Here is a 23,874-nt window from a genome sequence, read left to right on the forward strand (position 1 = left end):
TGGCGCCGGCGTGGCTGGAGGGGCCGGAGGCGGTCAAGGCGTGACCACGGCCGGGGCCGTCTGCGCCGCAGGTGCGGCCGGCATGGTGTGCTGGGGCATCATGTTGGTGTTCATGTGGAACATGACCCACAGCGTGCCGGCGATGCCGATGGCCACGAAGACCACGGTGAAGATGGTGGACAGCATGGTCCAGCCGCCTTCGATCTTTCCGTTCATGTGCAGGAAGAAGATCATGTGGACCACGATCTGCACCACGGCGAAGCCACCGAGCACGAGCACCGCCGTCGCACGGTCGGAGATGACGTTGGCCATCACCAGCCAGAACGGGATGGCCGTCAGGATGATGGACAGCACGAAGCCCCACATGTAGCCCGAGAAGGTGCTGTGCGGGCCGGCATCGTGGTGGTGGTCGTCATGGCCATGATGGTCGTGGTGACCGTGGCCATGGCCGGCGTGGATGTCGTGTGCAGCCATTTACAGCACCCCCATCAGGTAAACAAAAGTGAAGACGCCGATCCAGATCACGTCCAGGAAGTGCCAGAACATCGACAGGCACATCAGGCGGCGGTTGTTCTCGGGCGTCAGGCCGTGCTTGTTGATCTGGATCATCAGGGTGACCAGCCAGATCAGGCCGAAGGTCACGTGCAGGCCGTGGGTGCCCACCAGCGTGAAGAACGAGGACAGGAAGGCGCTGCGCTGCGGGCCGGCGCCTTCGTGCAGCAGGTGGGAGAACTCATAGAGTTCCAGGCCCAGGAAGCACAGACCGAACAGGCCGGTGATGGCCAGCCACAGCTGGGTGCCGCCGATCTTGCCCTGCTGCTTTTGCAGCATGGCGAAGCCGAAGGTGATGGACGACAGCAGCAGGAAGGCCGTGTTCATGGCCACCAGCGGCAGGTCGAACAACTGCGCGCCCGTGGGGCCGGCCGCGTAGCTGCGGCCCAGCACGCCGTAGGTGGCGAACAGCGCCGCGAAGATCAGGCAGTCGCTCATCAGGTAGAGCCAGAAGCCCAGGGCGGTGCCGTTTTCGGGATGGGGTTCCTCGGCGAGGTGGAACTCGCGCGGAGCCAGGGCGGCAGCGCCGCCTGCGGTGTAACGGATATCAGACATGACGTGCCAGCTGTTGTGTGCGCAGCTCCTCCGTGGCCGAGACTTCGGCGGCGGGGATGTAGTAGTCGCGCTTGTAGTTGAACGTGTGGATGATCGATGCCAGCACGGTGGCGGCGAAGGAGGCGATCGCCAGGGGCCACATGTGCCAGATCATCGCGAAGCCGAAGACCGTGGACAGTGCAGCGATCACCACGCCGGCGCCGGTGTTGGCGGGCATGTGGATGGGCTTGAAGCCGGACAGCGGACGCTTGTAGCCGTGCTTCTTCATGTCCCACCAGGCATCGATCTCATGTACCACGGGCGTGAAGGCGAAGTTGTACTGGGGAGGGGGCGAGGAGGTGGCCCATTCCAGCGTACGGCCTTCCCAGGGGTCGCCGGTCTCGTCGCGCAGCTGGTCGCGCTTGAAGAAGCTGACCACGAGCTGGATCAGGAAGCTGCCGATGCCCAGGGCGACCAGGCCGGCACCGCAGGCTGCGATCACGAACCAGATCTGCAGGGAGGGATCCTCGAAGTGGTTGGCACGGCGGGTCACGCCCATCAGGCCCAGCACGTACAGCGGCGTGAAGGCCACCCAGAAGCCGACCAGCCAGAACCAGAAGGAGCACTTGCCCCAGAACTCGTCCAGCTTGTAGCCGAAGGCCTTGGGGAACCAGAAGTTGATGCCGGCGAACACGCCGAACACCACGCCGCCGATGATCACGTTGTGGAAGTGGGCGATCAGGAACAGGCTGTTGTGCAGCACGAAGTCGGCCGGGGGAACGGCCAGCAGCACGCCAGTCATGCCGCCGATGGCGAAGGTGCACATGAAGCCCACGGTCCACAGCATCGGCACGGTGAAGCGGATGCGGCCGCGGTACATGGTGAACAGCCAGTTGAAGATCTTGGCGCCCGTCGGGATCGAGATGATCATCGTCGTGATGCCGAAGAAGGTGTTCACGCTGGCGCCGGAGCCCATGGTGAAGAAGTGGTGCAGCCAGACCAGATAGGACAGGATGGTGATACACACCGTCGCGTACACCATGGAGGTGTAGCCGAACAGGCGCTTGCGGCTGAAGGTCGAGACGATCTCGGAGAAGATGCCGAAGCAGGGCAGGATCAGGATGTAGACCTCGGGGTGGCCCCAGATCCAGATCAGGTTCACGTACAGCATGGGGTTGCCGCCCAGCTCATTCGTGAAGAAGTTCGTGCCGACGTAGCGGTCCAGCGACATCAGCACCAGGGCTGCGGTCAGAATGGGGAACGAGGCCACGATCAGCGCGTTCGTGCACAGGGCGGTCCAGGTGAAGACGGGCATCTTCATCAGGTTCATGCCGGGTGCGCGCATCTTGATGATGGTCACGATCAGGTTGATGCCCGAGAGCGTCGTGCCGACGCCCGCCACCTGCAGGCCCCAGATGTAGTAGTCAAGCCCGACCCCGGGGTTCTGCGCGCCCAGGTTGGACAGCGCCAGCCAGCCGGAGGTGGAGAACTCGCCCAGGAACAGCGAGATCATCACCAGCACGGCGCCGCCCGTGGTCATCCAGAAGCTGAAGTTGTTCAGGAACGGGAAGGACACGTCGCGGGCGCCGATCTGCAGCGGCACCAGATAGTTCATCAGGCCGGTCACGAAAGGCATGGCCACGAAGAAGATCATGATCACGCCGTGGGCCGTGAAGATCTGGTCGTAGTGGTGCGGGGGCAGGTAGCCGAGGTTGTCGCCGAAGGCCATGGCCTGCTGCAGGCGCATCATCAGTGCGTCGGCGAAGCCGCGCAGCAGCATGACCAGACCGAGGATCATGTACATGATGCCGATCTTCTTGTGGTCGATGCTGCACAGCCAGTCGCGCCACAGCGGGCCCCAGAGGCGGAACTTGGTGAGCAGGCCCAGCACGCCGAGGCCGCCGAGCACCACGGCGATGAAGGTCACCAGCACGATGGGCTCATGCGCCATCGGGATGGAGTCCCAGGTGATTCGTCCCAGCAGCCAATGAGCCTGCGCCGGGGAGGTATGTTCAGACATATCGAGTCTCTTAGGTCGTTTGGGAGCGGGCGATGGCGTGGCCGCCGTCCGCCTCCGCTATCTGCTTATTGCTGTGCGCCAGCGGCCGAGCCGTCGCGCTGGTCCAGGAAGGCCACGACGCGGTCGGCGTTTTGCACCGTGCACACATCCTGGGGCAGGTTCATGCCCACGGCCTTGAGGTAGGCTTCACCGCCTGCGGCGTCGATGGCCATCATGTGGTGCATGCACATCTTGCCTTCTTCGACGCAGCGGTTGAGCACCTTGTCGTACAGGCCCTCATCCACGGATGCGAAGCGCTCGACCGGATTGCGCTCGCTGGGCTTGACCAGATTCAGGTAGGTGTCGCGCGTCAGGGCCTTGCCCTCGGACTTGGCCTTGGCCACCCACTGCTCGAACTCCTCGTCGCTCAGACCGTGGAACTTGAAGGTCATGCCCGAGAAGCCGGCGCCGCTGTAGTGCGAAGCCAGGCCGTGGAACACGCCAGGCTTGTTGATCACGGCGTTCAGCTCGGTCTGCATGCCGGGCATGGCGTAGATCATGCCGGCCAGGTCGGGAACGTAGAAGGCGTTCATCGTCGAGGTGGCGGTCAGCTTGAAGTGGATGGGCCTGTCCACGGGAGCGGCCAGCTCGTTGACGGTGGCGATGCCTTTTTCAGGGATGAAGAAGAGCCACTTCCAGTCCATGGCCACGACCTGCACCTCCATGGGCTTGACGTCGGTGCTCAAGGGCTTGGTGGCCGAGACGCGGTCCAGCGGACGGTAGGGGTCCAGCTTGTGGGTGCTGATCCAGGTGATGGCGCCCAGCGCAATGATGATCATCAGCGGCACGGACCAGATCACCAGCTCCAGCGTGGTGGAGTGGTGCCATTCGGGGTCGTAGCGGGCCTCCGTGTTCGACTGGCGGTACTTCCAGGCGAACAGCAGCGTGAGGATGATCACCGGGATGATGATGATCAGCATCAGCAAGGTGGCCGTGACCACCAGGTTGCCTTGCTGCGCGGCGATATCGCCGGCCGGGTTGAGCACGACGGCTTTGCTGCAGCCAGTGAGACTGGCTGCCAAAGCGGCCGCGGTGAGCCATGCAGGCCCACGGAGTTCCTTGATTTTTAGCATGCTAGGGGCGCGACAAGAGCGCGTTTACATAGAAACGCGGATTACAAGATCCGGGCAAATGTATTACGAAGTATAAATTTGTCCATTGGACATTTTGTCCAACGTCAAGGAGAAGGCGGGAACTTTCTGCTACCTGGCGGGGTGGACCGGGCGGGATGGGCCTGCCCCCCGGCCCGGAGACCGCATTTCGGGGCGGTGCGCAGCAGGATAAACACCGACATCGGCCAAGGTGAAACCGCCCTTGCGCCAGATCAAGCGAGGGCGTAGAACGGAGCCGTCAGTGAGACGAGACAAGGAGCATCCATCTATGAGCGGCCTCGACACAACTGCAAGCTTCCCCGCCGGAGGCTATGAGAGCAAGGAATCTCTGTCCCGCGCCGACACCCACGAGGATGTCACGCCCAACGAGATCGCGGTCGGCGTGATCATCGGGCGGTCCTCGGAGTACTTCGACTTCTTCGTGTTCGGCATCGCCTGCGTGCTGGTCTTCCCGGCACTGCTGTTTCCCTTCCTCTCCAAGCTCGACGGCACGCTGATGTCGTTCGCCATCTTCGCGCTGGCCTTCGTCGCGCGCCCGCTGGGCACGGCGCTGTCCATGGCCGTTCAGCGGCGATGGGGGCGCGCGACCAAGCTGACGCTGGCACTGTTCCTGCTGGGCGTGTGCACGGTGGGCATGGCCTTCCTGCCCAGCTATCAGCAGGCGGGCGTGAACGCCATCATCGCGCTGGCGGTGCTGCGCGTGGGGCAGGGCATTGCCCTGGGCGGATCCTGGGACGGCCTGCCGTCGCTGCTGGCCATGTCGGCTCCCAAGAACCGACGGGGCTGGTATTCGATGATCGGCCAGCTGGGCGCTCCCCTGGGCTTCGTGCTCGCGGCAGGCCTGTTCGCCTTCATCTATGCCCATGTCGATGCCGACGAGTTCCTCGGTTGGGGCTGGCGCTATCCGTTCTGCGTGGCCTTCGCCATCAACGTGGTGGCGCTGTTCGCGCGCCTGCGGCTGGTCGTGGGTCAGTCCTATACCGAACTGCTGGCCCAGCGTGAGCTGGAACCCATGGGCGTGCTGCCGCTGATGCGCGACGAAGGCCGCAACGTGGTGATCGGCGCCTTCGCGGCCCTGGCCAGCTTCGCGCTGTTCCACCTGGTGACCATCTTCCCGCTGTCCTGGATCTCGCTGTACTCGGACCAGTCGGTGAACCATGTGCTGGGCGTGCAGATCGTCGGCGCCCTGTGCGCGGCCGTGGCCATCATGGTCTCGGGCTGGCTGGCCGACCGTGTCGGTCGGCGCAACACCCTGGGCACCATGGCCTGCCTGATCGGCATCTTCAGCTTCCTGGCGCCCTGGCTGCTGGGCAGCGGCGCGGCCGGCAACAACGTGTTCATCATCGTGGGCTTCATCCTGCTGGGCCTGTCCTACGGCCAGGCCGCAGGCACGGTGACGTCCAACTTCCCCTCACGCTATCGCTACACCGGCGCGGCCTTGTCCTCGGACATGGCCTGGCTGGTAGGCGCCGCGTTCGCTCCGCTGGTGGCGCTGGGTGTGTCCTCGCGCTTCGGGCTGGTGGCGCTCGGTATCTATCTGCTGTCGGGTGCGCTGTGCACCCTGGCGGCGCTGGGCATCAACCGGGCCATCGAGACGCGCGACTGAACTGGCCCTCGCAAGCCAAAGGCCGGCTCTGCCGGCCTTTTTCGTTGTGCCTTCGCCTCAGGGGTTTTCACCGTAGCGCTGCTTGAAGTCGAATTCGAGCCTGTCGCAGTCCTGCACCGACTCAAACTGCTGCGTCTTGCGCTCGGCCTCGGGCCGCGCGGTTTCCTTGCGGCAGATCTTGATGGTTTCGCGCTCCACCCAGCGCGCCTCGCCCTCTGGCGTGGACAGCAGCTGGCCAGCCAGCATGAGTACAGCGAAAAAGGCCACGGGCAGGCCGATGAGCCAGGGCACGATGCTGCTTTTCGGTGGCTTGGCCGGATGGGACCCGTTGGCGCTGGCGGCGGGGGGCGGTTCGCTGGAATGAGGCTCGGGTGTCTGTGGTTGCGCCATGGTGTGCTTGCTGTGGTTCCGGCTGGCGATTATCCGGGGCGCCCGTCGCGCGCAGCCTGAGCGGGATCAGGGAACGGCGAGATCGCCTGTGCCAGCCATCTCCCCCATCTCCTGCGCCAGCCATTTCTCCAGCGCAAGAATGTCGGCCCTGCGGCCCAGATGGGGCGCCACCCACAGCTGCAGGTGCCGTGGACCGGGCACAAAGCCCAGTGGTGCCACCAGCCGGCCTGCTCGCAACTCTTCCTGCACCAGCATCTGCGGCACCATGGCCACACCCAGGCCGCAGGCGGCGGCCTGGATCAGCAGATAGAAATGTTCATAGCTTTCCTGCGGCGACAGCGGCACCGGCGGCGTGCCGGCCGCTGGCAAGCCTGCGGCGGCCTGCCAGTCGGACCAGGCTTCGGGCCGGGTTCTGGTGGCCAGCAGGCGGGCATTGGCGAGGTCGCCGGACCTGTGGATCGGCGTGGTGGCCAGGTAGTCGGGCGAGCAGACGGGTCCCACGCACTCGGTCACCAGCTCGCGCACCAGGGCATCGCGCGGCGCGGCGATCACGCTGCTGCGGATGGCCACGCTGACCTTGTCGCGGATGAAGTCGATCTGGTCGTAGTTCATGTGGAACTGCAGCACGGTCTGCGGATGCCGGGCATGGAAGCGCGCCATGCGCGGCAGCAGCCAATGCATCAGCACCGAGGCCGAGCACGATAGCGTCAGCGGCCCGGGCTGCAGCTGCTCCAGGCTGGCATCGATGATGCCGAAGGCCGCGCCCAGCCCTTCGGCCAGGCGCAGGCCCTCGGCCGTGGGCTCGCTGGCGTGGGCGGTGCGCCGCAAAAGAGCCATGCCCAGCGTGTCTTCCAGCGTCTTGATCTGGCGGCTCACGGCGCCGTGCGTCACGCACAGTTCCTCGGCCGCCAGCGTCATGCTGCGCAGGCGCGCCACGGCCTCGAAGGTGTGCAGGGCATTGAGCGAGGGGCGTGGTGTGGGCATGGTGCTGGCCGGGTGGTGTGGGAGGCGATTCCTGCCGGACGCCGGCAGGTGTGGCGTTGCGGGCCGGATGTGATTTTTGCTCACATCGCGCGGACCACAAATCGTTTGTTGCCACAGGATGCCATCGATAGATTCCAGGTGTGAAAAACACAAGGCGGCGCAACCGGCCACTGCAGCCAATGCAGACGGTGAAAACGGTGCAGCCAGCCCCTTCCTTCCAACAGGAGACAAAACACCATGGACAACGCTGCACTGCAGTGCGTGGAGCGATCCGCGATCCGCAAGGTCTCGATACGGCTCGTGCCGTTCATCGCCCTGATGTTCTTCATCAATTTCCTGGACCGCACGGCGATCTCGTTCGCCGGTCCCAACGGCATGGTCCGGGACCTGGCCCTGAGCGCGGCCCAGTTCGGCTTTGCGGCCGGCATCTTCTTCGTGGGCTATATCCTGCTGGAGATTCCCAGCAACCTCGCCCTGCACCGGCTGGGCGCGCGGCGCTGGCTGGCGCGCATCATGGTGACCTGGGGCATCGTGGCCCTGCTGTTCACCTGGGTGGGCAGCGCGCAGGAGCTGTATGTGCTGCGCTTTCTGCTGGGCGTGGCCGAGGCCGGGTTCTTCCCCGGTGCCATCCTCTACCTGAGCCTGTGGGTGCCGGCGCGCCACCGCAGCCGCATCCTGGCGCTGTTCTACCTGGCCCAGCCGCTGACCATCGTCGTCGGCGCGCCGCTGGCGGCCCTGCTCATAGGGGCCGACGGGCTGTGGGGGCTGCAGGGCTGGCGCATCATGTTCTTCGGCGTGGCCATTCCCGCCATCGCGGTCGGCGTGGCCGCCTGGTTCTATCTGGCCGACAGCCCCTCCCAGGCGCGCTGGCTGACGCCTGCAGAGAGCCGCTGGCTCACGGACGAGCTGGCCCGTGAGGACCAGGGCAAGCGCCAAGGCCAGGGCCATGGCGAGCAAGCCCGGCAGGCCCTGCGCAGCGGGCGGGTGTGGCTGCTGTCGCTGATCTACTTCGGCTTCATCTACGGGCTGTATGCGCTGGCCTTCTTCCTGCCGACCATCGTCGCCGGCTTCGAGAGCCGGTTCGGCACGCGCTTCGATGTGTTCGACAAGGGCCTGATCACCGCCATCCCCTACCTGCCTGCCGCCGCGGCGCTGTACCTGTGGAGCGCCGATGCCGCGCGGCGCGGCGTGCGGGCCTGGCATGTCGGCGTACCGGCCTTCGTGGGCGCGGCCAGCATTCCCCTGGCCCTGACCCTGCAATCGCCGGTGGCCACGGTGGCCTGCATCACGGTCACGGCCTGCTCCATCTTCTCGGCACTGCCCAATTTCTGGGCCCTTCCCGTGCGCTTCCTGACCGGGGCGGGGGCGGCCGCCGGCATTGCGCTGATCAACACCATCGGCAATCTCGCCGGCTTTGCCGCACCCTTCATCACGGGGGCGCTCAAGGACGCCACGGGCTCCTACCAACTGCCCATGCTGCTGGTGGGCGGGTGCATGGCCCTGTCGGGCGTGCTCATGTTCGCCATGCCTTCAAGGCGGCAGGGGGATGCGGGGTCTGCGCCAGACGCAGCGCAGGCCCGTGCCTGAACGCGTTTTTTCAAGGGAGACATCAACGATGACCGCAAGGATTGCCCTGTTCGGGGCGGGTGGAAAGATGGGCGTGCGCCTGGCGCGCAACCTGCTCAAGACGGATTACCGCGTGGCCCACGTGGAGGTGGGAGAGGCCGGGCGCCAGCGCTTGCGCGAGGAGCTGGGCCTGGAGTGCGTGGACGCGGACGCCGCGCTGGAGGGAGTGGACGTGGTCATCCTGGCCGTGCCCGACACGCTGATCGGCCGCATCGCCGCCGAAATCGCGCCCCGGCTGCGCCCCGGCACCATGGTGATGACGCTGGACGCGGCCGCGCCCTTTGCCGGCCACCTGCCCGACAGGCCGGACCTGGTGTACTTCGTGGCCCATCCCTGCCACCCCACCATCTACAACGACGAGACCACGCCCGAGGCGCGGCGCGACTACTTTGGCGGCGGTGCGGCCAAACAGTCCATCACCAGCGCGCTCATGCAGGGGCCGGAAGAGGCCTTCGACCTGGGCGAGGACATCGCCAAGGCCATCTATGCGCCCATCCTGCGCTCCTACCGGCTCACGGTGGAGCAGATGGCGCTGCTGGAGCCCGGCCTGTCGGAGACCGTCTGCGCCACGCTGCTGTCGGTGATGCGCGAGGCCATGGACGAGACCGTGCGCCGGGGCGTGCCCCCTGACTGCGCACGCGACTTCCTGCTGGGCCACATGAACATCCTGGGCGCCGTGATCTTCAACGAGATCCCGGGCGCCTTCTCGGACGCCTGCAACAAGGCCATCACCCACGGCAAGCCCCGCCTGATGCGCGACGACTGGCTGCAGGTTTTCGACCGCGACGAGATCGCGCAAAGCATCCAGCGGATCACCTGATGAGCAGGCTCCATCCCGCACCAACTGCCGACCGCGCCACTGCCGCACAGGAACGCCTGCATGCCAGCTACTGGCTGGAAACCGGCGACGACCCCGAGCGTGCGGCCCTGGCCATTGCCGGCGAACAGTCCAGCGGCACCTTCGTGGCCCTGCCCGGCGAGACGCCCGAGCTGCGCGAGCGCGCCGGTGCCCGCGTCGAGCGCATCGAGCTGCTGGACGAGGCCGAGGCGCCCAGCCTGCCCGGCGCCATGGCGCCCGCGCAGGGCGGGCGTTACCGGCGCTGCAGGCTGCAACTGTCCTGGCCCATGGGCAACCTCGGCCCCTCGCTCCCCAACCTGTTGTCCACCGTGGCGGGCAATCTGTTCGAGCTGCGCCAGGTCTCGGGGCTGCGGCTCACGGGGCTGGGGCTGCCGGCGTCCTTTGCCCAGGCTTATCCGGGCCCGGCCTTCGGCATCGCGGGCACACGGCGGCTGGCCGGCGTGGCGCAGGGGCCGCTGGTGGGCACCATCATCAAGCCCAGCGTGGGCCTGTCGCCCGAAGAGACCGCCTTGCAGGTGCGCCAGTTGCTGGACGCCGGCATCGACTTCATCAAGGACGACGAACTGCAGGCCGACGGCCCGCATTGCCCGTTCGAGCAGCGCGTGCGCGCCGTCATGCGCGAAGTGCGCGCGGCGGCCGAGCGCACCGGCCGCAAGGCCATGGTGGCCTTCAACCTGACGGGCGACCTGGACCAGATGCGGCGCCGCCACGACCTGGTGCTGGCCGAGGGCGGCACCTGCATCATGGTCTGCCTGCAGTCCGTGGGCCTGGTGGGCGTGCATGCGCTGCGGCTGCATGCCCAACTGCCCATCCACGGCCACCGCGCGGGCTGGGGCTATCTGACGCGCTGCCCGCAACTGGGCTGGGACTATGCGCCCTGGCAGATGCTGTGGCGCCTGGCCGGCGTTGACCATCTGCATGTCAATGGCCTGCGCAACAAATTCAGCGAGCCCGACGACAGCGTGATCGCCGCCGCCCGGGCCGTGCTGGCCGGCCTGTGGGCGGACGCACCCCTGCAGGCCATGCCCGTGTTCAGCTCGGGCCAGACCGGGCTGCAGGCACATGACACCTTCGCCGCGCTGGGCTGCGCTGATCTCATCCACACTGTGGGCGGAGGCATCTTCGGTCACCCGGATGGCGTGGCCGCTGGCGTGCAGGCGCTGCGCGAGTCCTGGAGCGCGGCCCTGCAGGGCCAGCCCCTGACCGAGCGCGCGGTGCACAGCCCGGCCCTGCGCCGGGCCCTGGAGTTCTGGCGATGAGGGCGGCGCCGTCACCTCCCCAGGGCTTGCCGCCGGGCCTGCTGCTGTCCTACTACGGCGACGACTTCACGGGGTCCACCGATGCCATGCAGGCGCTGGCGGCGGCGGGCCTGCCTACCGTGCTGTGCCTGCGCCCACCCACACCGCAACTGCTGGACCGCTTTCCGGACGTGCGCTGCGTGGGGCTGGCTGGCGATGCGCGCGGGCGCGGCACGGACTGGATGGAGCGTGAACTGCCAGCCGCCTTTGCCAATTTGGCCGCGCTGGGCGCGCCGCTGCTGCACTACAAGGTCTGCTCCACCTTCGACTCCTCGCCGTCCATCGGCTCCATAGGGCGAGCCATCGACCTGGGCGCGCCGCTGATGCCGGGGCACTGGGTGCCGCTCATCGTGGGCGTGCCCTCGCTGGGGCGCTACCAGGTGTTCGGCAACCTGTTTGCCGTGGCCGGTGGCACGGGACACCGGCTGGACCGGCACCCCACCATGGCGCGCCACCCGGTCACGCCCATGGACGAGGCCGACGTGCGCCTGCACCTGGCGCGGCAGACTGGGCGCCGGCTGGCGCTCATCGACATGCTGCAACTGGGCGAGGGCAGGGCGGTGGAGCGCCTGCAGGCGCTGCTGGCGGACGGCGCGCCGCCCGTGGTGGCCATCGATGTGCTGGACGAGCAGACCTTGCAGGAGGCCGGCCGCCTGGTCTGGGAGCAGCGCGGCGCGGGCCTGTTCTGTGCCGCTTCGTCGGGCCTGCAGTACGCGCTGATCGCCTACTGGCGCGCATGCGGCTGGCTGCCGGCGGCCCATGCGCTGCCGCCGGCACCGGCCGTGCCGGTGGTCGCCGCCGTCAGCGGCAGTTGCTCGCCGGTGACGGCGGCGCAGATCGCCTGGGCGCGGGACCAGGGCTTTCATGTCCAGCGGCTGGACCTGTCCCGGGTGCTGGACCCCACGGACCCTGCGGCCTGCGATGCCGAGGTGCAGCGCGCCGTGGGCGCCGCCGTGCAGGCGCTGGCGCAGGGGCGCAGCGCCATCGTCCACAGTGCCGAAGGGCCCGATGATCCGGCCGTGCGGGGTTTCGAGGCCATGGCCTCGGCCGCCGGGCTGTCCCGGGCGGCCGCCGCGCGCCAGGTGGGCCGGGCGCTGGCGGCCGCCATGCGCGGCATGCTGGCCGCCAGCCGGGTGCGGCGGGTGGTGGTGGCCGGTGGCGACAGCTCCGGCGAGGTGGCCGGGGCGCTGGGCATCGATGCGCTGCAGGTGCAAGCCGCCCTGGTGCCGGGCGCGCCGCTGTGCCGCGCATATTCCAGCGACCCTGCCGTCGATGGCCTGGAGATCGTGCTCAAGGGCGGGCAGATGGGCGCGGCTTCGTTCTTCGGCGCGGTGCGCGCCGGCCGCGCGCTGGCGGACTGAGGGGGTGGCCCGGCTTGCGCGAGGGAGGATGGGGCAATCCTATAATGCCGGATTGCCCCTCGGGGACAGCGCCTTGCGCGGGCGCTCCGAACTCCTAGACACCATGAGCACACCCACTTTCACCGTTGCCGACATCCGCAAGAGCTTCCTGGACTTTTTCGCATCCAAGGGCCACACCATCGTCGAGTCCAGCCCCCTGGTGCCGGGCAACGATCCCACGCTGATGTTCACCAACTCGGGCATGGTCCAGTTCAAGGACGTGTTCCTGGGCACCGACAAGCGCCCCTACAAGCGCGCGACCTCGGTGCAGACCTGCCTGCGCGCCGGCGGCAAGCACAACGACCTGGAGAACGTGGGCTACACGGCCCGCCACCACACCTTCTTCGAGATGCTGGGCAACTGGTCCTTCGGCGACTACTTCAAGCGCGAGTCGCTCAAGTGGGCCTGGGAACTGCTGACCGAGGTCTACAAGCTGCCCAAGGAGCGCCTGCTGGCCACGGTGTATGCCGAGGACGACGAGGCCTACGACATCTGGACCCAGGAGATCGGCCTGCCGCCCGAGCGCGTGATCCGCATCGGCGACAACAAGGGCGGGCGCTACAAGAGCGACAATTTCTGGATGATGGCCGACACAGGCCCCTGCGGCCCCTGCTCGGAAATCTTCTACGACCACGGCGACCACGTGGCCGGCGGCCCTCCGGGCAGCCCCGATGAGGACGGCGACCGCTTCATCGAGATCTGGAACAACGTGTTCATGCAGTTCGACATGGACGAGCAAGGCAACGTCAAGCCGCTGCCCGCGCCCTGCGTGGACACCGGCATGGGCCTGGAGCGCCTGGCTGCCATCCTGCAGCACGTGCACAGCAACTACGAGATCGACCTGTTCCAGGCGCTGATCAAGGCGGCCGCGCGCGAGACGCACACGACCGACCTGGACAACCCCTCGCTGAAGGTCATCGCCGACCACATCCGTGCGACCTCCTTCCTGGTGGCCGACGGCGTGATTCCTTCCAACGAAGGCCGGGGCTACGTGCAGCGCCGCATCGTGCGCCGCGCTATCCGCCACGGCTACAAGCTCGGCCAGAAGACACCGTTCTTCCACAAGCTGGTCAAGGACCTGGTGGCCGTGATGGGCGATGCCTATCCCAAGATCCGCGAGCAGGAGGCACGCATCACCGAAGTGCTCAAGGTCGAGGAAGAGCGCTTCTTCGAGACCCTGGCCAACGGCATGGAAATCCTGGACGCGGCGCTGGCCGGTGGCGCCAAGGTGCTGCCCGGCGACGTGGCCTTCAAGCTGCATGACACCTATGGCTTCCCGCTGGACCTGACCAACGACGTCTGCCGCGAGCGCGGCCTGGGCGTGGACGAGGCGGGCTTCCAGGCCGCCATGGAGGAGCAGAAGAACAAGGCCCGTGCCGCCGGCAAGTTCAAGATGGACCGCGCCCTCGAATACACGGGCGAGGCCAATGCCTTCACGGGCTACCAGAAGCTGGCCGAGGCCGCCAAGGTGGTGGCTCTGTATGCAGACGGCAGCGCCGTGCAGGAGCTCAAGGCTGGCCAGAACGGCGTGGTCGTGCTCGACACCACGCCTTTCTATGCCGAGTCCGGTGGCCAGGTGGGTGACCAGGGTGTGATCGGCACCGCTGGCGCGCGCTTCGCGGTCGAGGACACGCTCAAGATCAAGGCCGATGTGTTCGGCCACCACGGCGTGCTGGAGTCCGGCAGCCTCAAGGTAGGCGATGCCGTGCAGGCCGAGGTGGACACGCAGCTGCGTGCCGCCACCATGCGCAACCACTCGGTCACGCACATCATGCACAAGGCCCTGCGCGAAGTGCTGGGCGACCACGTGCAGCAAAAGGGCTCGCTGGTCAATGCCGAGCGCACGCGCTTCGACTTCGCCCACAACCAGCCCGTGACCGCTGAAGAGATCCGCGAGATCGAACGCCGCGTGAACGCCGAGATCCTGGACAACACGCCCACCGATGCGCGCGTGATGGACATCGAATCGGCCAAGGCCACGGGCGCCATGATGCTGTTCGGCGAAAAGTACGGGGACTCCGTGCGCGTGCTGGACATCGGCAGCAGCCGCGAGCTGTGCGGTGGCACCCATGTGCAGCGCACCGGCGACATCGGCCTGTTCAAGGTGGTGGGCGAAGGCGGCGTGGCCGCTGGCGTGCGCCGCATCGAGGCGGTGACCGGCGAGAACGCGCTGGCCTACCTGCAATCGCTGGAATCCACGGTGGACCAGGCCGCCGCCGCGCTCAAGGCGCCGACGGCCGAGCTGAACACCCGCATCGGCGGTGCGCTGGAGCAGATCCGCGCGCTGGAGAAGGAAGTGGCAGCCCTCAAGGGCAAGCTGGCTTCCAGCCAGGGCGACGAACTGGCCGGCCAGGCCGTGGACGTCAAGGGCATCAAGGTCCTGGCCGCCAGGCTGGAAGGCGCAGATGCCAAGACCCTGCGCGACACCATGGACAAGCTCAAGGACAAGCTGGGCGCCGCCGCCATCGTGCTGGCCGCCGTCGATGGCGACAAGGTGCAGCTGGCCGCTGGCGTGACCAAGGCCGAGACGGCGCGCATCAAGGCAGGTGACCTGGTGAACTTCGTGGCCACCCAGGTCGGAGGCAAGGGCGGTGGCAAGCCCGACATGGCGATGGCCGGCGGCACGGACGCGGCAGGCCTGCCGGCCGCGCTGGCCGGCGTGCAGGCCTGGGTGGCCGAGCGCGCCTGATCCTGCAACTGCAAGCGGCAGATGGTTCCTGCTGCCAGGACTGCAAGACGCCCCGGTGAGCCCCACCGGGGCGTCTTGCCGTGGGCGCTGCGCATGGCCTGCCTGCTGGGCTTTGGCCTGCTGGCGCAGCCGCCCGCAGCCTTTGCGCAGAGCGTGGTCTTCATCAACCCCGGCCGCTCCGATGAGCGCTATTGGACCACGGTCAGCGAGGCCATGCAGGATGCGGCCCGCAGCCTGGGCATGCAATTGCAGGTGCGCTACGCACAGCGCGACCACCTGGCTCCCATCGAGATCGCCCGCCAGATCGCGGCCTTGCCCAAGGTCCAGAGGCCGCGCTACGTGGTGTTCACCAACGACTACAGCGTGGCGCCGGAGATCCTGCGCACGCTGGAGATGGCGGGCATAGACAGCTTCATGGCCTTCAGCGGCGTGCCCGAGGCCCTGCGCGGTCAGACCGGCGTGGCACGCGAGCGCTTTCGCCATTGGCTGGGCAGCCTGGAGCCCGGAGCCGAGGAGGCCGGCTATCTGACGGCCAGGTCGCTGATCGCCAGCGCGCGCGCCTCGGGGGTGGCGCGGGGAGGGGATGGCCGGCTTCACATGGTGGCCATTGCAGGAGATCGCTCCACGCCGTCTTCCGTGGAGCGCAATGCCGGCATGCGGCGTGCCGCGGCGGAGGCCGGCGACGTGGTGCTGCGCCAGGAAGTCTTTGGCGAATGGCGCCGCGAGCGCGCACAGCAGCAGGCGGGCGTGCTGTTTCAGCGCTATCCCGAGGTGCGCCTGGTCTGGGCGGGCAATGACGAGATGGCCTTTGGCGCCATGCAGGCCTGGCGCGAACGCGGCGGCACGCCGGGGCGCGATGCGCTCTTCAGCGCCATCAACTCCTCGGCCGCAGCCATGACGGCCTTGCGTGCGGGTGAACTGTCGGCACTGGCGGGTGGCCATTTCCTGACGGGAGCCTGGGCGCTGGTGATGCTGTACGACCACGCCCACGGGACCGACTTCGCCTCCGAGGGACTGGAGCAGATACGGCCCATGTTCACCCTGCTGGACAAGTCACAGATCGACCGCTACGAGCGGCGCATCAGCGCACCGCTGGCGCCGCTGGACTTTCGCCGCTACAGCAAGCACCTCAATCCCGGGCTGGGCCGCTACGGCTTCGAGCTCAAGCATCTGCTGCGTTGAGCCTGCGCATGCCCCGCTTCCGCTCGATTGCCTCCTTGCTGATCCTGCGCATCATCCTGCTGGCTGTCGCCTGCATGCTGGTGTTCGGTGGTGCACATGCCTGGTGGGAGTACCGCAAGGGCCAGCAGGAATTTCGCCACTCGATGCAGACATGGGTGTCCAACAGCATGATCGCGCTGTCCGCCGCGCTCTGGGATATCGACCCGGCCATGGTCCGTGAGCAGGTGCAATGGCTGGGCGGGCTGCCCCTGGTGGGGCATGTGCAGTTGCGTGTCACCTCCACGGGCCAGTTGTACGAGGCCGGCGACCCGGTGGAGGGACGGGCCCCCGCCTTGTCGATGCCGGTTCCTCCGCCAAGGCACAGCCATTCCCGATTGCCGCTCGGTGAGCTGCAGGTCTGGGAAAACCGCGGATATTACCTGGAAGTGCTACGCGACTCCACGCTGCGGGTGCTGCTGGGCTATGCCTTGTTCACCGCCCTGGTCTGCCTGATGGTGGCCTGGGTGATGCGCCGGGAGCTGCGCCAGCCCTTGCAGCAGATCGCGCGGTTTGCGTCCCGCCTCAAGCCCAACGAGCTTTCGCGCCCGCTGGTGCTGGACAGGCCGGTGCGTGCACAGCGCGATGAGATCGATCTGGTCGTTCTGGGCTTCACCCAGCTCCAGCACGACCTGCGCGGCCACATCGAGCACCTGGACCTGCTGGTGGCCCAGCGCACCGGCCAGCTGCAGTCGCTGGTCGAGGAGGTCAGGCGCATGTCATTGACCGATGCGCTGACCGGTTGCCACAACCGCCGTGCAATGGACGAACGCCTGTCGGCCGAGGTGGCGCAAAGCCACGCGTACGGCGAGGCGCTGAGTGTCATGTTCGTGGACGTGGACCATTTCAAGCAGGTCAACGACACGCACGGGCACGCGGCGGGCGACGCCGTGCTGCGCGAGGTGGCGCTGCGCTGCCGCAGCGGGCTGGCGGCGCCGGTCCAGTGGATGGCGCGCTATGGCGGGGAGGAGTTCCTCCTCGTGCTGCCCCGGCTCGAGGCTGGTGCAGCCGGGCACCTGGCCCGGCAACTGCGCGAGTCCATCCGCGCAGCTCCCATGCAGGTCAATGCGCTGGAGCTGGAGGTGACCGCCAGCTTCGGCGTTGCGCAGTTGAAGGCGGGCGAGCAGGTGCAGGAACTGCTGCAGCGTGCCGATGCCATGCTCTATGAGGCCAAGCACCGCGGCCGCGACCGTGTGTGCGTGGATGATCGCGTCTAGAGCGACGCGGGGCCGGGGGTCAGAACAGTTCGATGTCGTTGCTGGTCACCTGGGGCATCAGCAGGCCCCGGTCGATCAGGTCGCCGTAGAACCAGGTCTGGTTGCGGCCATTCTCCTTGGCATGGTAGAGCGCCTGGTCGGCCTGGCCCAGCACTTCCACGGGCGCGCCCGAGCCCATGGCGGCAAAGCCCGCGCTCACGGTGATGCGCCCCACTTGCGGGAAGTCGTAGCTCTCCACGTCATGGCGCAGCCGCTCCAGGGCCTTGCGTGCATTGGCCAGGCTGACCGAGCGCAGCAGCACCACGAACTCCTCGCCGCCGAAGCGAAAGACGCGGTCCTTGGCGTCGAAGCAGCTGCGCAGGATGTTGGCGACCAGGATCAGTACCTCGTCACCGTACAGGTGGCCGAAGCGGTCATTGATCCGCTTGAAGTGGTCGATGTCGATGGCCGCCAGCCATTGGCCCGGAACGTCCTCCATGCCGGCCCCGGGGGGCGGGGCATGGGACTCCTGCAGTGACAGCCGCAGGAACTGCTCGTCGAAGGTCTTGCGGTTGAGCAGGCCGGTCAGTGCGTCGCGCTCGCTATAGTCCAGCAGGCTCTGGTAGTTGTGGTAGACGCCGAAGATACCCTGGATCACATCCAGGCGGCTGGGAGAGAAAGCCGTGGACTGCGTGATCTCCAGGCAGTGGTAGGCCGTCTCCTGCCGCCACAGCGGCAGCCACAGCACATGCCTGCCATCGGGCTGCACGGCCGAGGCGACCATGGCGCGTTGCTGCAGGGCCTGCTGCAGCGCGGGCATGGAGGCCAGTTCCACGCTTTGCGGGTCATACAAGGCCTCGGCATCGGTGGACATCACCTGGTCGCCCTGGCTCCAGGTGCGCGCGCGCAGGCAATGCCTGCCGTCCGGCATGGCGAACAACTCCAGGGCCCGAACCTGCACCACGCCGTTGAGCTTGAACAATGTGGACAGTACGGAGATTTCCAGCCGCAGGTGGTCTCTGTGGGCCGTCATCTCTACCAGGTTCTGTAGCAATGGCTGCATGCGGGGCCTTGTCTTGGAGGAGGTCGCAGCCGGTTCAGCGGCGCTCAAACACCAGATCCCATACACCGTGGCCCAGGCGGATGCCGCGGTTCTCGAACTTGGTCAGCGGCCGGTAGTCGGGCTTGGCCGCGTAGCCCTCGGCGGTATTGAACAGCAGGGGCTCGGCACCCAGCACCTCCAGCATCTGCACCGCATACGGTTCCCAGTCGGTGGCGCAGTGAATGTAGCCACCGGGGCGCAGGCGGCGCGCCAGCTTGGTCACCAGCCCGGCCTGGATCAGGCGGCGCTTGTTGTGCTTTTTCTTGTGCCAGGGGTCGGGGAAGAAGATGTGCACGCCATCGATGCTGTCCTCGGGCAGCATGTGGTCAATGACTTCCACGGCGTCGTGCTGGAGGATGCGGATGTTGCCGATGTCCTGCTCCCCGATGCGCTTGAGCAGGGCGCCCACGCCCGGCTCGTGTACCTCGCAGCACAGGAAATTGTCATCGGGGCGCACGCGCGCGATGTGCGCCGTGGCCTCGCCCATGCCGAAGCCGATCTCCAGGATCAGCGGCGCCTGGCGGCCATAGGTGGCTGTAGGGTCCAGGGGCGCGGCCCGGTAGTCCAGCACGAAGCGCGGGCCCAGTTCCTCGAAGGCCTTGGCCTGGCCGGTCGTGGTGCGGCCGGCGCGGCGCACATAGCTCTTGATGGTCTTGGGATGGGCCACGCCCTCGGGTGGCTGGCCGCTGCGGGGGGCGGCGGGTCCACGCGGCGTGGCGTTCGGAATGGTGCCGTCCGTACTGGAGTCGGCGTTGGAGGAAGAAATTGGGTTCACGGGCTCAATTGTATGTATGGCGCCAGCACCGTACCCAGAATGCCAGTGCTTCTCCGGCAGTGGCCATGGCCGGAGGCTCGGACAGTTGCAGGTGGGCGGCGGCTGCGCGCAGCGCGGACAGCGGCTCGGCGAGGTCCAGGGCCGGCGCCCCATGCTGCTTGGAGAGCTTTTCTCCGTCGGGCATCAGCACCAGCGGCGTATGCAGGTAGCTCGGCGCCGGCAGGTCCAGGGCGCGCTGCAGCAGCAACTGGCGTGGCGTATTGTCCGCGAGGTCTGCCCCGCGCACCACATGGGTGATGCCTTGCAGACCGTCGTCCACGACCACGGCCAGCTGGTAGGCCCACAGGCCGTCGGCCCGGCGCAGCACGAAGTCGCCTACGCTGCGCACCACGTCCTGCTGTTGCGCACCCAGGCGGCGGTCCTGCCAGTGCACGATGGGTGCATGCCCGGTGTAGTGGTCCAGGTCGAAGCGCCAGGCCCTGGGATTCCTTCCCTGCAATCCGCTGCGACAGGTTCCAGGATAGGGGCGTTCGACATGGCGTTCGTGCGTCAGACCCTGGCGAGCCCAGGCCTGCTCGATGTCCCGACGGGTGCAGGCACAGGGGTAGGCCAGGCCGGCCTCCTTGAGCCGTGCCAGGGCATGCTCGTAGAAGGAGCCGCGCAGGGATTGCCGGACCGGCGCCTCGTCGGGCAGCAGGCCGCAGGCGGCCAACTGGTGCAGGATGGCCGTGTCCGCGCCGGGTTGGCAGCGTGGAGGGTCTATGTCTTCGATGCGTACCAGCCAGCGCCCGCCATGGGCGCGCGCGTCCAGCCAGCTGGCCAGGGCCGCCACCAGCGAGCCGGCATGCAGCAGGCCTGTGGGCGAGGGGGCGAAGCGGCCCACATAGCGGGTCGTGGCATGCGGGTGCTTGGAGCTGTCGGGGGCGGCGTCTGTCATCGGGGCCGGATATTAAGGCCTCGCGAGGCCCCGGGCCGTGATGCAGGGGGGGCTCAGGCGGGCACCAGGGCAAGGGCCATCTCCAGTCCCGAGACGAAGGCATCCTCGACGCGCCGGCCCAGGCACCAGTCGCCGCACAGGCCCAGGCCGGCACCCGCGTTCCAGACATGGCTGCGGCCCAGGGGCGACAGGGTCTGGGCCTGGGGCCAGAGGTAGACGCTGGCATGGCGGGGAGGCACGCGGATGCGCGTGATTTCGCCAAAGGCCTTCTGCATCTTGGCCAGCACGCGGGGGGCATCGTCAGCCCTGTGCTCCTGTGACCATTGGGGGCTGGCGTGCACGGTCCAGCGCTCGCTCTGCGAGCGCCCGGGCTTGGACGACTCGCGGGCCACCCAGACCGCGCGCTCATGGGTGGTGCGCGCAGCATTCCACTGCGGGCCCAGCGTGGACAGGCCAGCCTCCGTCGCCATGGGGTAGGACAGCGTCAGGGTCCAGCAGGGCGCCATCTCCACGCCGGCCATGCCCCGCACGAGGGGCAGGGCCAGAGGCGTGGTCTGCAGCAACTGGCGGGCCAGGGGGGCGGGAAGGGCGAGCACCACCGCATCGAAGCCAGATTCCACGACCTGCGCGGTGGATTCGATGGTCTCCAGGTGCAGGCGCCAGGAGGCAGCGCCGCCATGGCGTTCGAGCCGGGTCACACGCTGGCCCAGGTGCAGGCGGCCCGCGTCCCACAGCGGTGCGGCCCAGGCCATCGGCAGGGCCTGCATGTCGGGCGTGGCCACCCAGTGGGCCTCGGTGGGCGCGGGGGCCGCGCTGGACTGGCGGCCCTGCGCGTCGAGCACACGCAGCGTGCTCACGCTCCAGGGGCGGCACAGGCCGGGCACGGTCTGCAAGGCCTGCTCGAAGCGTGCATCGCGCACGGTGAAGTATTGGGCTCCGATGTCGAAAGCGCCCTGCGCGCCGTTGACCGAACGCATGCGTCCGCCAGCCTGGGGCAGCCGCTCATAGACATGCACGTCGTGGCCGGCCTGCATCAGCGTGCGTGCGCAGGCCAGGCCCGCCATGCCGGCTCCTATGACCGCGATGCGGCGGGTGCCGGCCGGCGCGGACCCGGATGGCTTGGAGGGCTTTTTCCTGGCGGTGGACTTGGAGGCGGCGCGGGAAGCATTCATGGAGCATGACCTTTGCTGACAGTGGCAGATTCCGGAAAAGCACATCCGTCGCGGCCTGCTCCGCCACGGTGGCGGATGAGGCCGGAACCTGTAACCACTCTACACCCGCGCGGGGCGTCCGGCGGCTTGTGCCGACTCAATGTCGGTGATGATTTTCCATGAGGGCACGCCGCGTGGCGGGGCTTTCCAACTGCTGCAGCCACCACTGGAGCGCGCGGGCGGGCGTCTGCTGCGGCGCACCGGACCAGGCGTAGTGCAGGCGCACATTGCGTGAGGGCCGCGCGACCTGGCGCGTCACCAGCAACCCGGCCTGCACATAGACGTCGGCCATGAAATGGGGAAGAAAGCCACAGCCCAGGCCGCGCACCTGGGCCTCGATCTTGGCCTGCATGGAGTCCACCGTGAAGATGTCCTGGCCACTGAGCAGGCCCATGCTGGCGCTGTCGCGCAGCCCCGAATCGGCCACGGCGATGATGCGGTGCTGCAGCAGCGTGGCGTCGGTGATGGGTTCGGCGGCCGTGGCCAGCGGGTGGTGGGGAGCGACGGCGAACACGAAATCCAGTTCGCCCAGCTCGCCCGCCTGCAGGCCCGCGACATTGCTGGAGTTCACCGCCACGCCGATGGCCAGGTCGGCGCGGCCCGATGTCAGGGTCTCCAGCGTGCCGGTGAGAATGCCGTCGCGCAGTTTCAGCCGCGTCGGCGGCTGCATGGCGTAGAAGGCCTCGACCAGCTCCAGCATGGGCGTGCGCGCCACGGCGCCGTCGACGACGATGGTCAGGTGCGGCTCCCACCCGGTGGCCACCCGGCGCACGCGGTGCGCCACGGTGTCGATCTCCTGCAGCAGGCGGGCCCCTTCGCGCAGCAGTTCCTGGCCGGCCTCGGTGGGCTGGGCATGGCGTGAGCGGCGGTCGAACAGCAGCACGTCCAGGGCATCCTCGATCTGGCGCACGCGGTAGGTCAGTGCGCTGGGCACCAGCCCCAGTTGGCGCGCGGCGGCGGCAAAGCTGCCGGCCTCGGCAATGGCCTGGAGCATGGCCAGGCTGTCGGGGGTGAGCACGTCGCGGGGACTGGGCATCGGTTGTCAGGGCTTCAAAAGCTTTGAATGATGCCATCAATCGGGCTGCGCCCTGTCCTGGGCAACGGCTTCTACAGTGAAGCCATCGAACAGGACTTTTGAAAAGGATGCCGCATGATCGCCCTGCGCAAATCCCGCGAGCGTGGCTATGCCGACCACGGCTGGCTGCAGTCGCACCACAGTTTCTCCTTCGCCAGCTACCACGACCCGCGCCACATGGGCTTCGGCAACCTGCGTGTCATCAACGAGGACCGCATCGCGCCGGGCACGGGCTTCGGCGCCCATGGCCACCGCGACATGGAGATCATCAGCTATGTGCTCCAAGGCCGGCTCTCGCACAAGGACAGCATGGGCAACGAGCAGACCATCGTTCCGGGCGAGGTGCAGCGCATGAGCGCCGGTTCGGGCGTGGTGCACAGCGAGCACAACCATGCGCCGGGCCAGACCACGCATTTCCTGCAGATCTGGCTGTTGCCCAGCGAGGCCGGCATCGCGCCCGGCTATGAGCAAAAGGCCTTCCCGGATGAGGAAAAGCGTGGCCGGCTGCGCCTGGTGGCCTCGCCCGACGGGGCGGACGGCTCGGTCCGCATCCACGCGGACGCGCGGCTCCACGCGGGCCTGTTCGATGGTGCCGAACGTGCCGACATGCCGCTGCCTGCCGGGCGAAAGACCTATGTGCACCTGGTGGATGGCGCGCTGAGCGTCAATGGGCAACGGCTGACAGCCGGCGATGCGGCGCTTGTGGAGAATGAGCCACGGCTGCTCCTCGGTGACGGAGAGCAGGCCGAGGTCCTGGTGTTCGATCTGCAAGCCTGAAGATTCACGAGGAGTACCCATCATGTTGAACCGTCTGAGCAATCCGCTGGCCCTGGCGGGCCGTATCCTGATCGCGCTGATGTTCGTGCCCGCGGGCTTGCAGAAGATCGGCGGTTTCGCCGGCACCGTGGGCTATGCCGCTTCGGTGGGCATGCCCATGCCCCAGATCGGCGTGGCCGTGGCCCTGGTGGTGGAGATTGTCGGCGGCCTGGCCCTGCTGCTGGGCTGGTGCACGCGCTGGGCGGCGCTGGCGCTGGCCTTCTTCACGCTGGTGGCCAGCTTCTTCTTTCACGCCTACTGGAGCGTGCCGGCCGATGCGGCCATGATGCAGCAGCTTCTGTTCTGGAAGAACATCGCCGTCACCGGCGGCCTGCTGGGCTTCGCGGCCCATGGGGCAGGGGGCTGGAGCGTCGATGCCAGGCGCTCCTGAGCGCCTGCGCGAGGCCGGTCCACGCCTGTTTTTTTGTTAGGCTA

At 67.7% G+C, this 23,874-nt stretch carries 21 protein-coding genes; 10 read left to right on the forward strand and 11 right to left on the reverse strand.

The annotated features are described in order from the left end of the window. Positions 1 to 33: 33 nt before the first annotated feature. The 4 genes from cyoD to cyoA form a co-directional block, all read right to left on the reverse strand. Positions 34 to 474, reverse strand: a complete 441-nt coding sequence (gene cyoD / locus L1Z78_RS12820; protein ID WP_234641864.1) for a cytochrome o ubiquinol oxidase subunit IV — start codon at positions 472 to 474, stop codon at positions 34 to 36. Beyond that, positions 475 to 1,107, reverse strand: a complete 633-nt coding sequence (gene cyoC / locus L1Z78_RS12825; RefSeq protein WP_234641865.1) for a cytochrome o ubiquinol oxidase subunit III — start codon at positions 1,105 to 1,107, stop codon at positions 475 to 477. It lies immediately after the preceding gene. Then, positions 1,100 to 3,106 (reverse strand): cytochrome o ubiquinol oxidase subunit I, encoded by a 2,007-nt coding sequence (cyoB, locus tag L1Z78_RS12830; RefSeq protein ID WP_234641866.1) that lies wholly within the window; start codon positions 3,104 to 3,106, stop codon positions 1,100 to 1,102. Before cyoB ends, cyoC begins: the two co-directional genes overlap by 8 nt. Before the next feature lie 65 nt (positions 3,107 to 3,171). Next, positions 3,172 to 4,218, reverse strand: a complete 1,047-nt coding sequence (cyoA, locus tag L1Z78_RS12835) for a ubiquinol oxidase subunit II (protein ID WP_234641867.1) — start codon at positions 4,216 to 4,218, stop codon at positions 3,172 to 3,174. Between the two features lie 307 nt (positions 4,219 to 4,525). Here cyoA and L1Z78_RS12840 point away from each other — a divergent pair, with 307 nt between their 5' ends. Next, entirely contained in the window at positions 4,526 to 5,863 is a 1,338-nt protein-coding gene (locus tag L1Z78_RS12840) for an MFS transporter (RefSeq protein WP_234641868.1), read from the forward strand. A gap of 57 nt (positions 5,864 to 5,920) precedes the next feature. On the opposite strand, the gene L1Z78_RS12845 is transcribed toward L1Z78_RS12840, so the two are convergent. Together L1Z78_RS12845 and L1Z78_RS12850 are read right to left on the reverse strand one after the other, a co-directional pair. Further along, positions 5,921 to 6,253, reverse strand: coding sequence for a hypothetical protein (locus tag L1Z78_RS12845; RefSeq protein ID WP_234641869.1), 333 nt, complete (start codon positions 6,251 to 6,253; stop codon positions 5,921 to 5,923). Between the two features lie 66 nt (positions 6,254 to 6,319). Further along, a complete protein-coding gene (locus tag L1Z78_RS12850; RefSeq protein WP_234641870.1) occupies positions 6,320 to 7,237 on the reverse strand; it encodes a LysR substrate-binding domain-containing protein in 918 nt (305 codons plus the stop codon). A gap of 237 nt (positions 7,238 to 7,474) precedes the next feature. On the opposite strand from L1Z78_RS12850, the gene L1Z78_RS12855 reads away from it, so the two are divergent. From L1Z78_RS12855 to L1Z78_RS12885, 7 genes are all read left to right on the forward strand, one after another. Then, positions 7,475 to 8,824: an MFS transporter gene (locus tag L1Z78_RS12855; RefSeq protein ID WP_234641871.1), complete on the forward strand. Its 1,350-nt coding sequence runs from the start codon at positions 7,475 to 7,477 to the stop codon at positions 8,822 to 8,824. 28 nt (positions 8,825 to 8,852) lie between these two features. Further along, positions 8,853 to 9,683: a phosphogluconate dehydrogenase C-terminal domain-containing protein gene (locus L1Z78_RS12860; protein ID WP_234641872.1), complete on the forward strand. Its 831-nt coding sequence runs from the start codon at positions 8,853 to 8,855 to the stop codon at positions 9,681 to 9,683. Continuing rightward, complete coding sequence (locus L1Z78_RS12865) at positions 9,683 to 10,981, forward strand: ribulose-bisphosphate carboxylase large subunit family protein (protein ID WP_234641873.1); 1,299 nt, start codon at positions 9,683 to 9,685, stop codon at positions 10,979 to 10,981. Before L1Z78_RS12860 ends, L1Z78_RS12865 begins: the two co-directional genes overlap by 1 nt. Next, a complete protein-coding gene (gene oiaK / locus L1Z78_RS12870) occupies positions 10,978 to 12,381 on the forward strand; it encodes a 3-oxo-isoapionate kinase OiaK (RefSeq protein WP_234641874.1) in 1,404 nt (467 codons plus the stop codon). The genes L1Z78_RS12865 and oiaK overlap by 4 nt, the downstream gene beginning before the upstream one ends. A 103-nt stretch (positions 12,382 to 12,484) precedes the next feature. Further along, entirely contained in the window at positions 12,485 to 15,109 is a 2,625-nt protein-coding gene (alaS, locus tag L1Z78_RS12875; protein ID WP_234641875.1) for an alanine--tRNA ligase, read from the forward strand. 93 nt (positions 15,110 to 15,202) lie between these two features. After that, a complete protein-coding gene (locus L1Z78_RS12880) occupies positions 15,203 to 16,291 on the forward strand; it encodes an ABC transporter substrate-binding protein (RefSeq protein ID WP_234641876.1) in 1,089 nt (362 codons plus the stop codon). 8 nt (positions 16,292 to 16,299) lie between these two features. Next, complete coding sequence (locus L1Z78_RS12885) at positions 16,300 to 17,544, forward strand: GGDEF domain-containing protein (RefSeq protein ID WP_234641877.1); 1,245 nt, start codon at positions 16,300 to 16,302, stop codon at positions 17,542 to 17,544. A gap of 19 nt (positions 17,545 to 17,563) precedes the next feature. On the opposite strand, the gene L1Z78_RS12890 is transcribed toward L1Z78_RS12885, so the two are convergent. From L1Z78_RS12890 to L1Z78_RS12910, 5 genes are all read right to left on the reverse strand, one after another. Beyond that, the gene (locus L1Z78_RS12890) at positions 17,564 to 18,586 is read right to left on the reverse strand and encodes a GGDEF domain-containing protein (protein ID WP_234641878.1); all 1,023 of its coding nucleotides are present in this window, start codon (positions 18,584 to 18,586) and stop codon (positions 17,564 to 17,566) included. A 34-nt stretch (positions 18,587 to 18,620) separates the two neighbouring features. Further along, positions 18,621 to 19,352, reverse strand: a complete 732-nt coding sequence (gene trmB, locus L1Z78_RS12895) for a tRNA (guanosine(46)-N7)-methyltransferase TrmB (protein WP_234642159.1) — start codon at positions 19,350 to 19,352, stop codon at positions 18,621 to 18,623. Positions 19,353 to 19,404: 52 nt separating this feature from the next. Then, entirely contained in the window at positions 19,405 to 20,337 is a 933-nt protein-coding gene (gene gluQRS, locus L1Z78_RS12900; RefSeq protein ID WP_234641879.1) for a tRNA glutamyl-Q(34) synthetase GluQRS, read from the reverse strand. Between the two features lie 53 nt (positions 20,338 to 20,390). Further along, the gene (locus L1Z78_RS12905; protein WP_234641880.1) at positions 20,391 to 21,509 is read right to left on the reverse strand and encodes an NAD(P)/FAD-dependent oxidoreductase; all 1,119 of its coding nucleotides are present in this window, start codon (positions 21,507 to 21,509) and stop codon (positions 20,391 to 20,393) included. A 136-nt stretch (positions 21,510 to 21,645) separates the two neighbouring features. After that, complete coding sequence (locus L1Z78_RS12910; protein ID WP_234641881.1) at positions 21,646 to 22,584, reverse strand: LysR family transcriptional regulator; 939 nt, start codon at positions 22,582 to 22,584, stop codon at positions 21,646 to 21,648. A gap of 114 nt (positions 22,585 to 22,698) precedes the next feature. Between L1Z78_RS12910 and L1Z78_RS12915 the strand changes: the two genes are divergently transcribed. After that, positions 22,699 to 23,400: a pirin family protein gene (locus tag L1Z78_RS12915; protein WP_234641882.1), complete on the forward strand. Its 702-nt coding sequence runs from the start codon at positions 22,699 to 22,701 to the stop codon at positions 23,398 to 23,400. Between the two features lie 22 nt (positions 23,401 to 23,422). Further along, positions 23,423 to 23,830 carry a DoxX family protein gene (locus tag L1Z78_RS12920; protein WP_234641883.1) on the forward strand — a complete coding sequence of 136 codons (408 nt, stop codon included), beginning with the start codon at positions 23,423 to 23,425 and terminating at the stop codon, positions 23,828 to 23,830. The last annotated feature ends 44 nt before the right edge of the window (positions 23,831 to 23,874 follow it).

It is taken from the genome of Delftia tsuruhatensis, assembly GCF_903815225.1.
Classification (GTDB): Bacteria; Pseudomonadota; Gammaproteobacteria; order Burkholderiales; family Burkholderiaceae_C; genus Comamonas; species Comamonas tsuruhatensis_A.

Coding starts and splice junctions, on each gene's coding strand:
- L1Z78_RS12865 (WP_234641873.1), top strand. CDS start 9,683: ATGAGCAGGCTCCATCCCGCACCAACTGCCGACCGCGCCACTGCCGCA.
- gluQRS (WP_234641879.1), bottom strand. CDS start 20,337: ATGACAGACGCCGCCCCCGACAGCTCCAAGCACCCGCATGCCACGACC.
- L1Z78_RS12915 (WP_234641882.1), top strand. CDS start 22,699: ATGATCGCCCTGCGCAAATCCCGCGAGCGTGGCTATGCCGACCACGGC.
- L1Z78_RS12840 (WP_234641868.1), top strand. CDS start 4,526: ATGAGCGGCCTCGACACAACTGCAAGCTTCCCCGCCGGAGGCTATGAG.
- cyoB (WP_234641866.1), bottom strand. CDS start 3,106: ATGTCTGAACATACCTCCCCGGCGCAGGCTCATTGGCTGCTGGGACGA.
- L1Z78_RS12855 (WP_234641871.1), top strand. CDS start 7,475: ATGGACAACGCTGCACTGCAGTGCGTGGAGCGATCCGCGATCCGCAAG.
- cyoD (WP_234641864.1), bottom strand. CDS start 474: ATGGCTGCACACGACATCCACGCCGGCCATGGCCACGGTCACCACGAC.
- L1Z78_RS12850 (WP_234641870.1), bottom strand. CDS start 7,237: ATGCCCACACCACGCCCCTCGCTCAATGCCCTGCACACCTTCGAGGCC.
- L1Z78_RS12880 (WP_234641876.1), top strand. CDS start 15,203: ATGGCCTGCCTGCTGGGCTTTGGCCTGCTGGCGCAGCCGCCCGCAGCC.
- alaS (WP_234641875.1), top strand. CDS start 12,485: ATGAGCACACCCACTTTCACCGTTGCCGACATCCGCAAGAGCTTCCTG.
- L1Z78_RS12920 (WP_234641883.1), top strand. CDS start 23,423: ATGTTGAACCGTCTGAGCAATCCGCTGGCCCTGGCGGGCCGTATCCTG.
- L1Z78_RS12845 (WP_234641869.1), bottom strand. CDS start 6,253: ATGGCGCAACCACAGACACCCGAGCCTCATTCCAGCGAACCGCCCCCC.
- cyoA (WP_234641867.1), bottom strand. CDS start 4,218: ATGCTAAAAATCAAGGAACTCCGTGGGCCTGCATGGCTCACCGCGGCC.
- L1Z78_RS12890 (WP_234641878.1), bottom strand. CDS start 18,586: ATGCAGCCATTGCTACAGAACCTGGTAGAGATGACGGCCCACAGAGAC.
- L1Z78_RS12905 (WP_234641880.1), bottom strand. CDS start 21,509: ATGAATGCTTCCCGCGCCGCCTCCAAGTCCACCGCCAGGAAAAAGCCC.
- L1Z78_RS12910 (WP_234641881.1), bottom strand. CDS start 22,584: ATGCCCAGTCCCCGCGACGTGCTCACCCCCGACAGCCTGGCCATGCTC.
- cyoC (WP_234641865.1), bottom strand. CDS start 1,107: ATGTCTGATATCCGTTACACCGCAGGCGGCGCTGCCGCCCTGGCTCCG.
- L1Z78_RS12885 (WP_234641877.1), top strand. CDS start 16,300: ATGCCCCGCTTCCGCTCGATTGCCTCCTTGCTGATCCTGCGCATCATC.
- oiaK (WP_234641874.1), top strand. CDS start 10,978: ATGAGGGCGGCGCCGTCACCTCCCCAGGGCTTGCCGCCGGGCCTGCTG.
- L1Z78_RS12860 (WP_234641872.1), top strand. CDS start 8,853: ATGACCGCAAGGATTGCCCTGTTCGGGGCGGGTGGAAAGATGGGCGTG.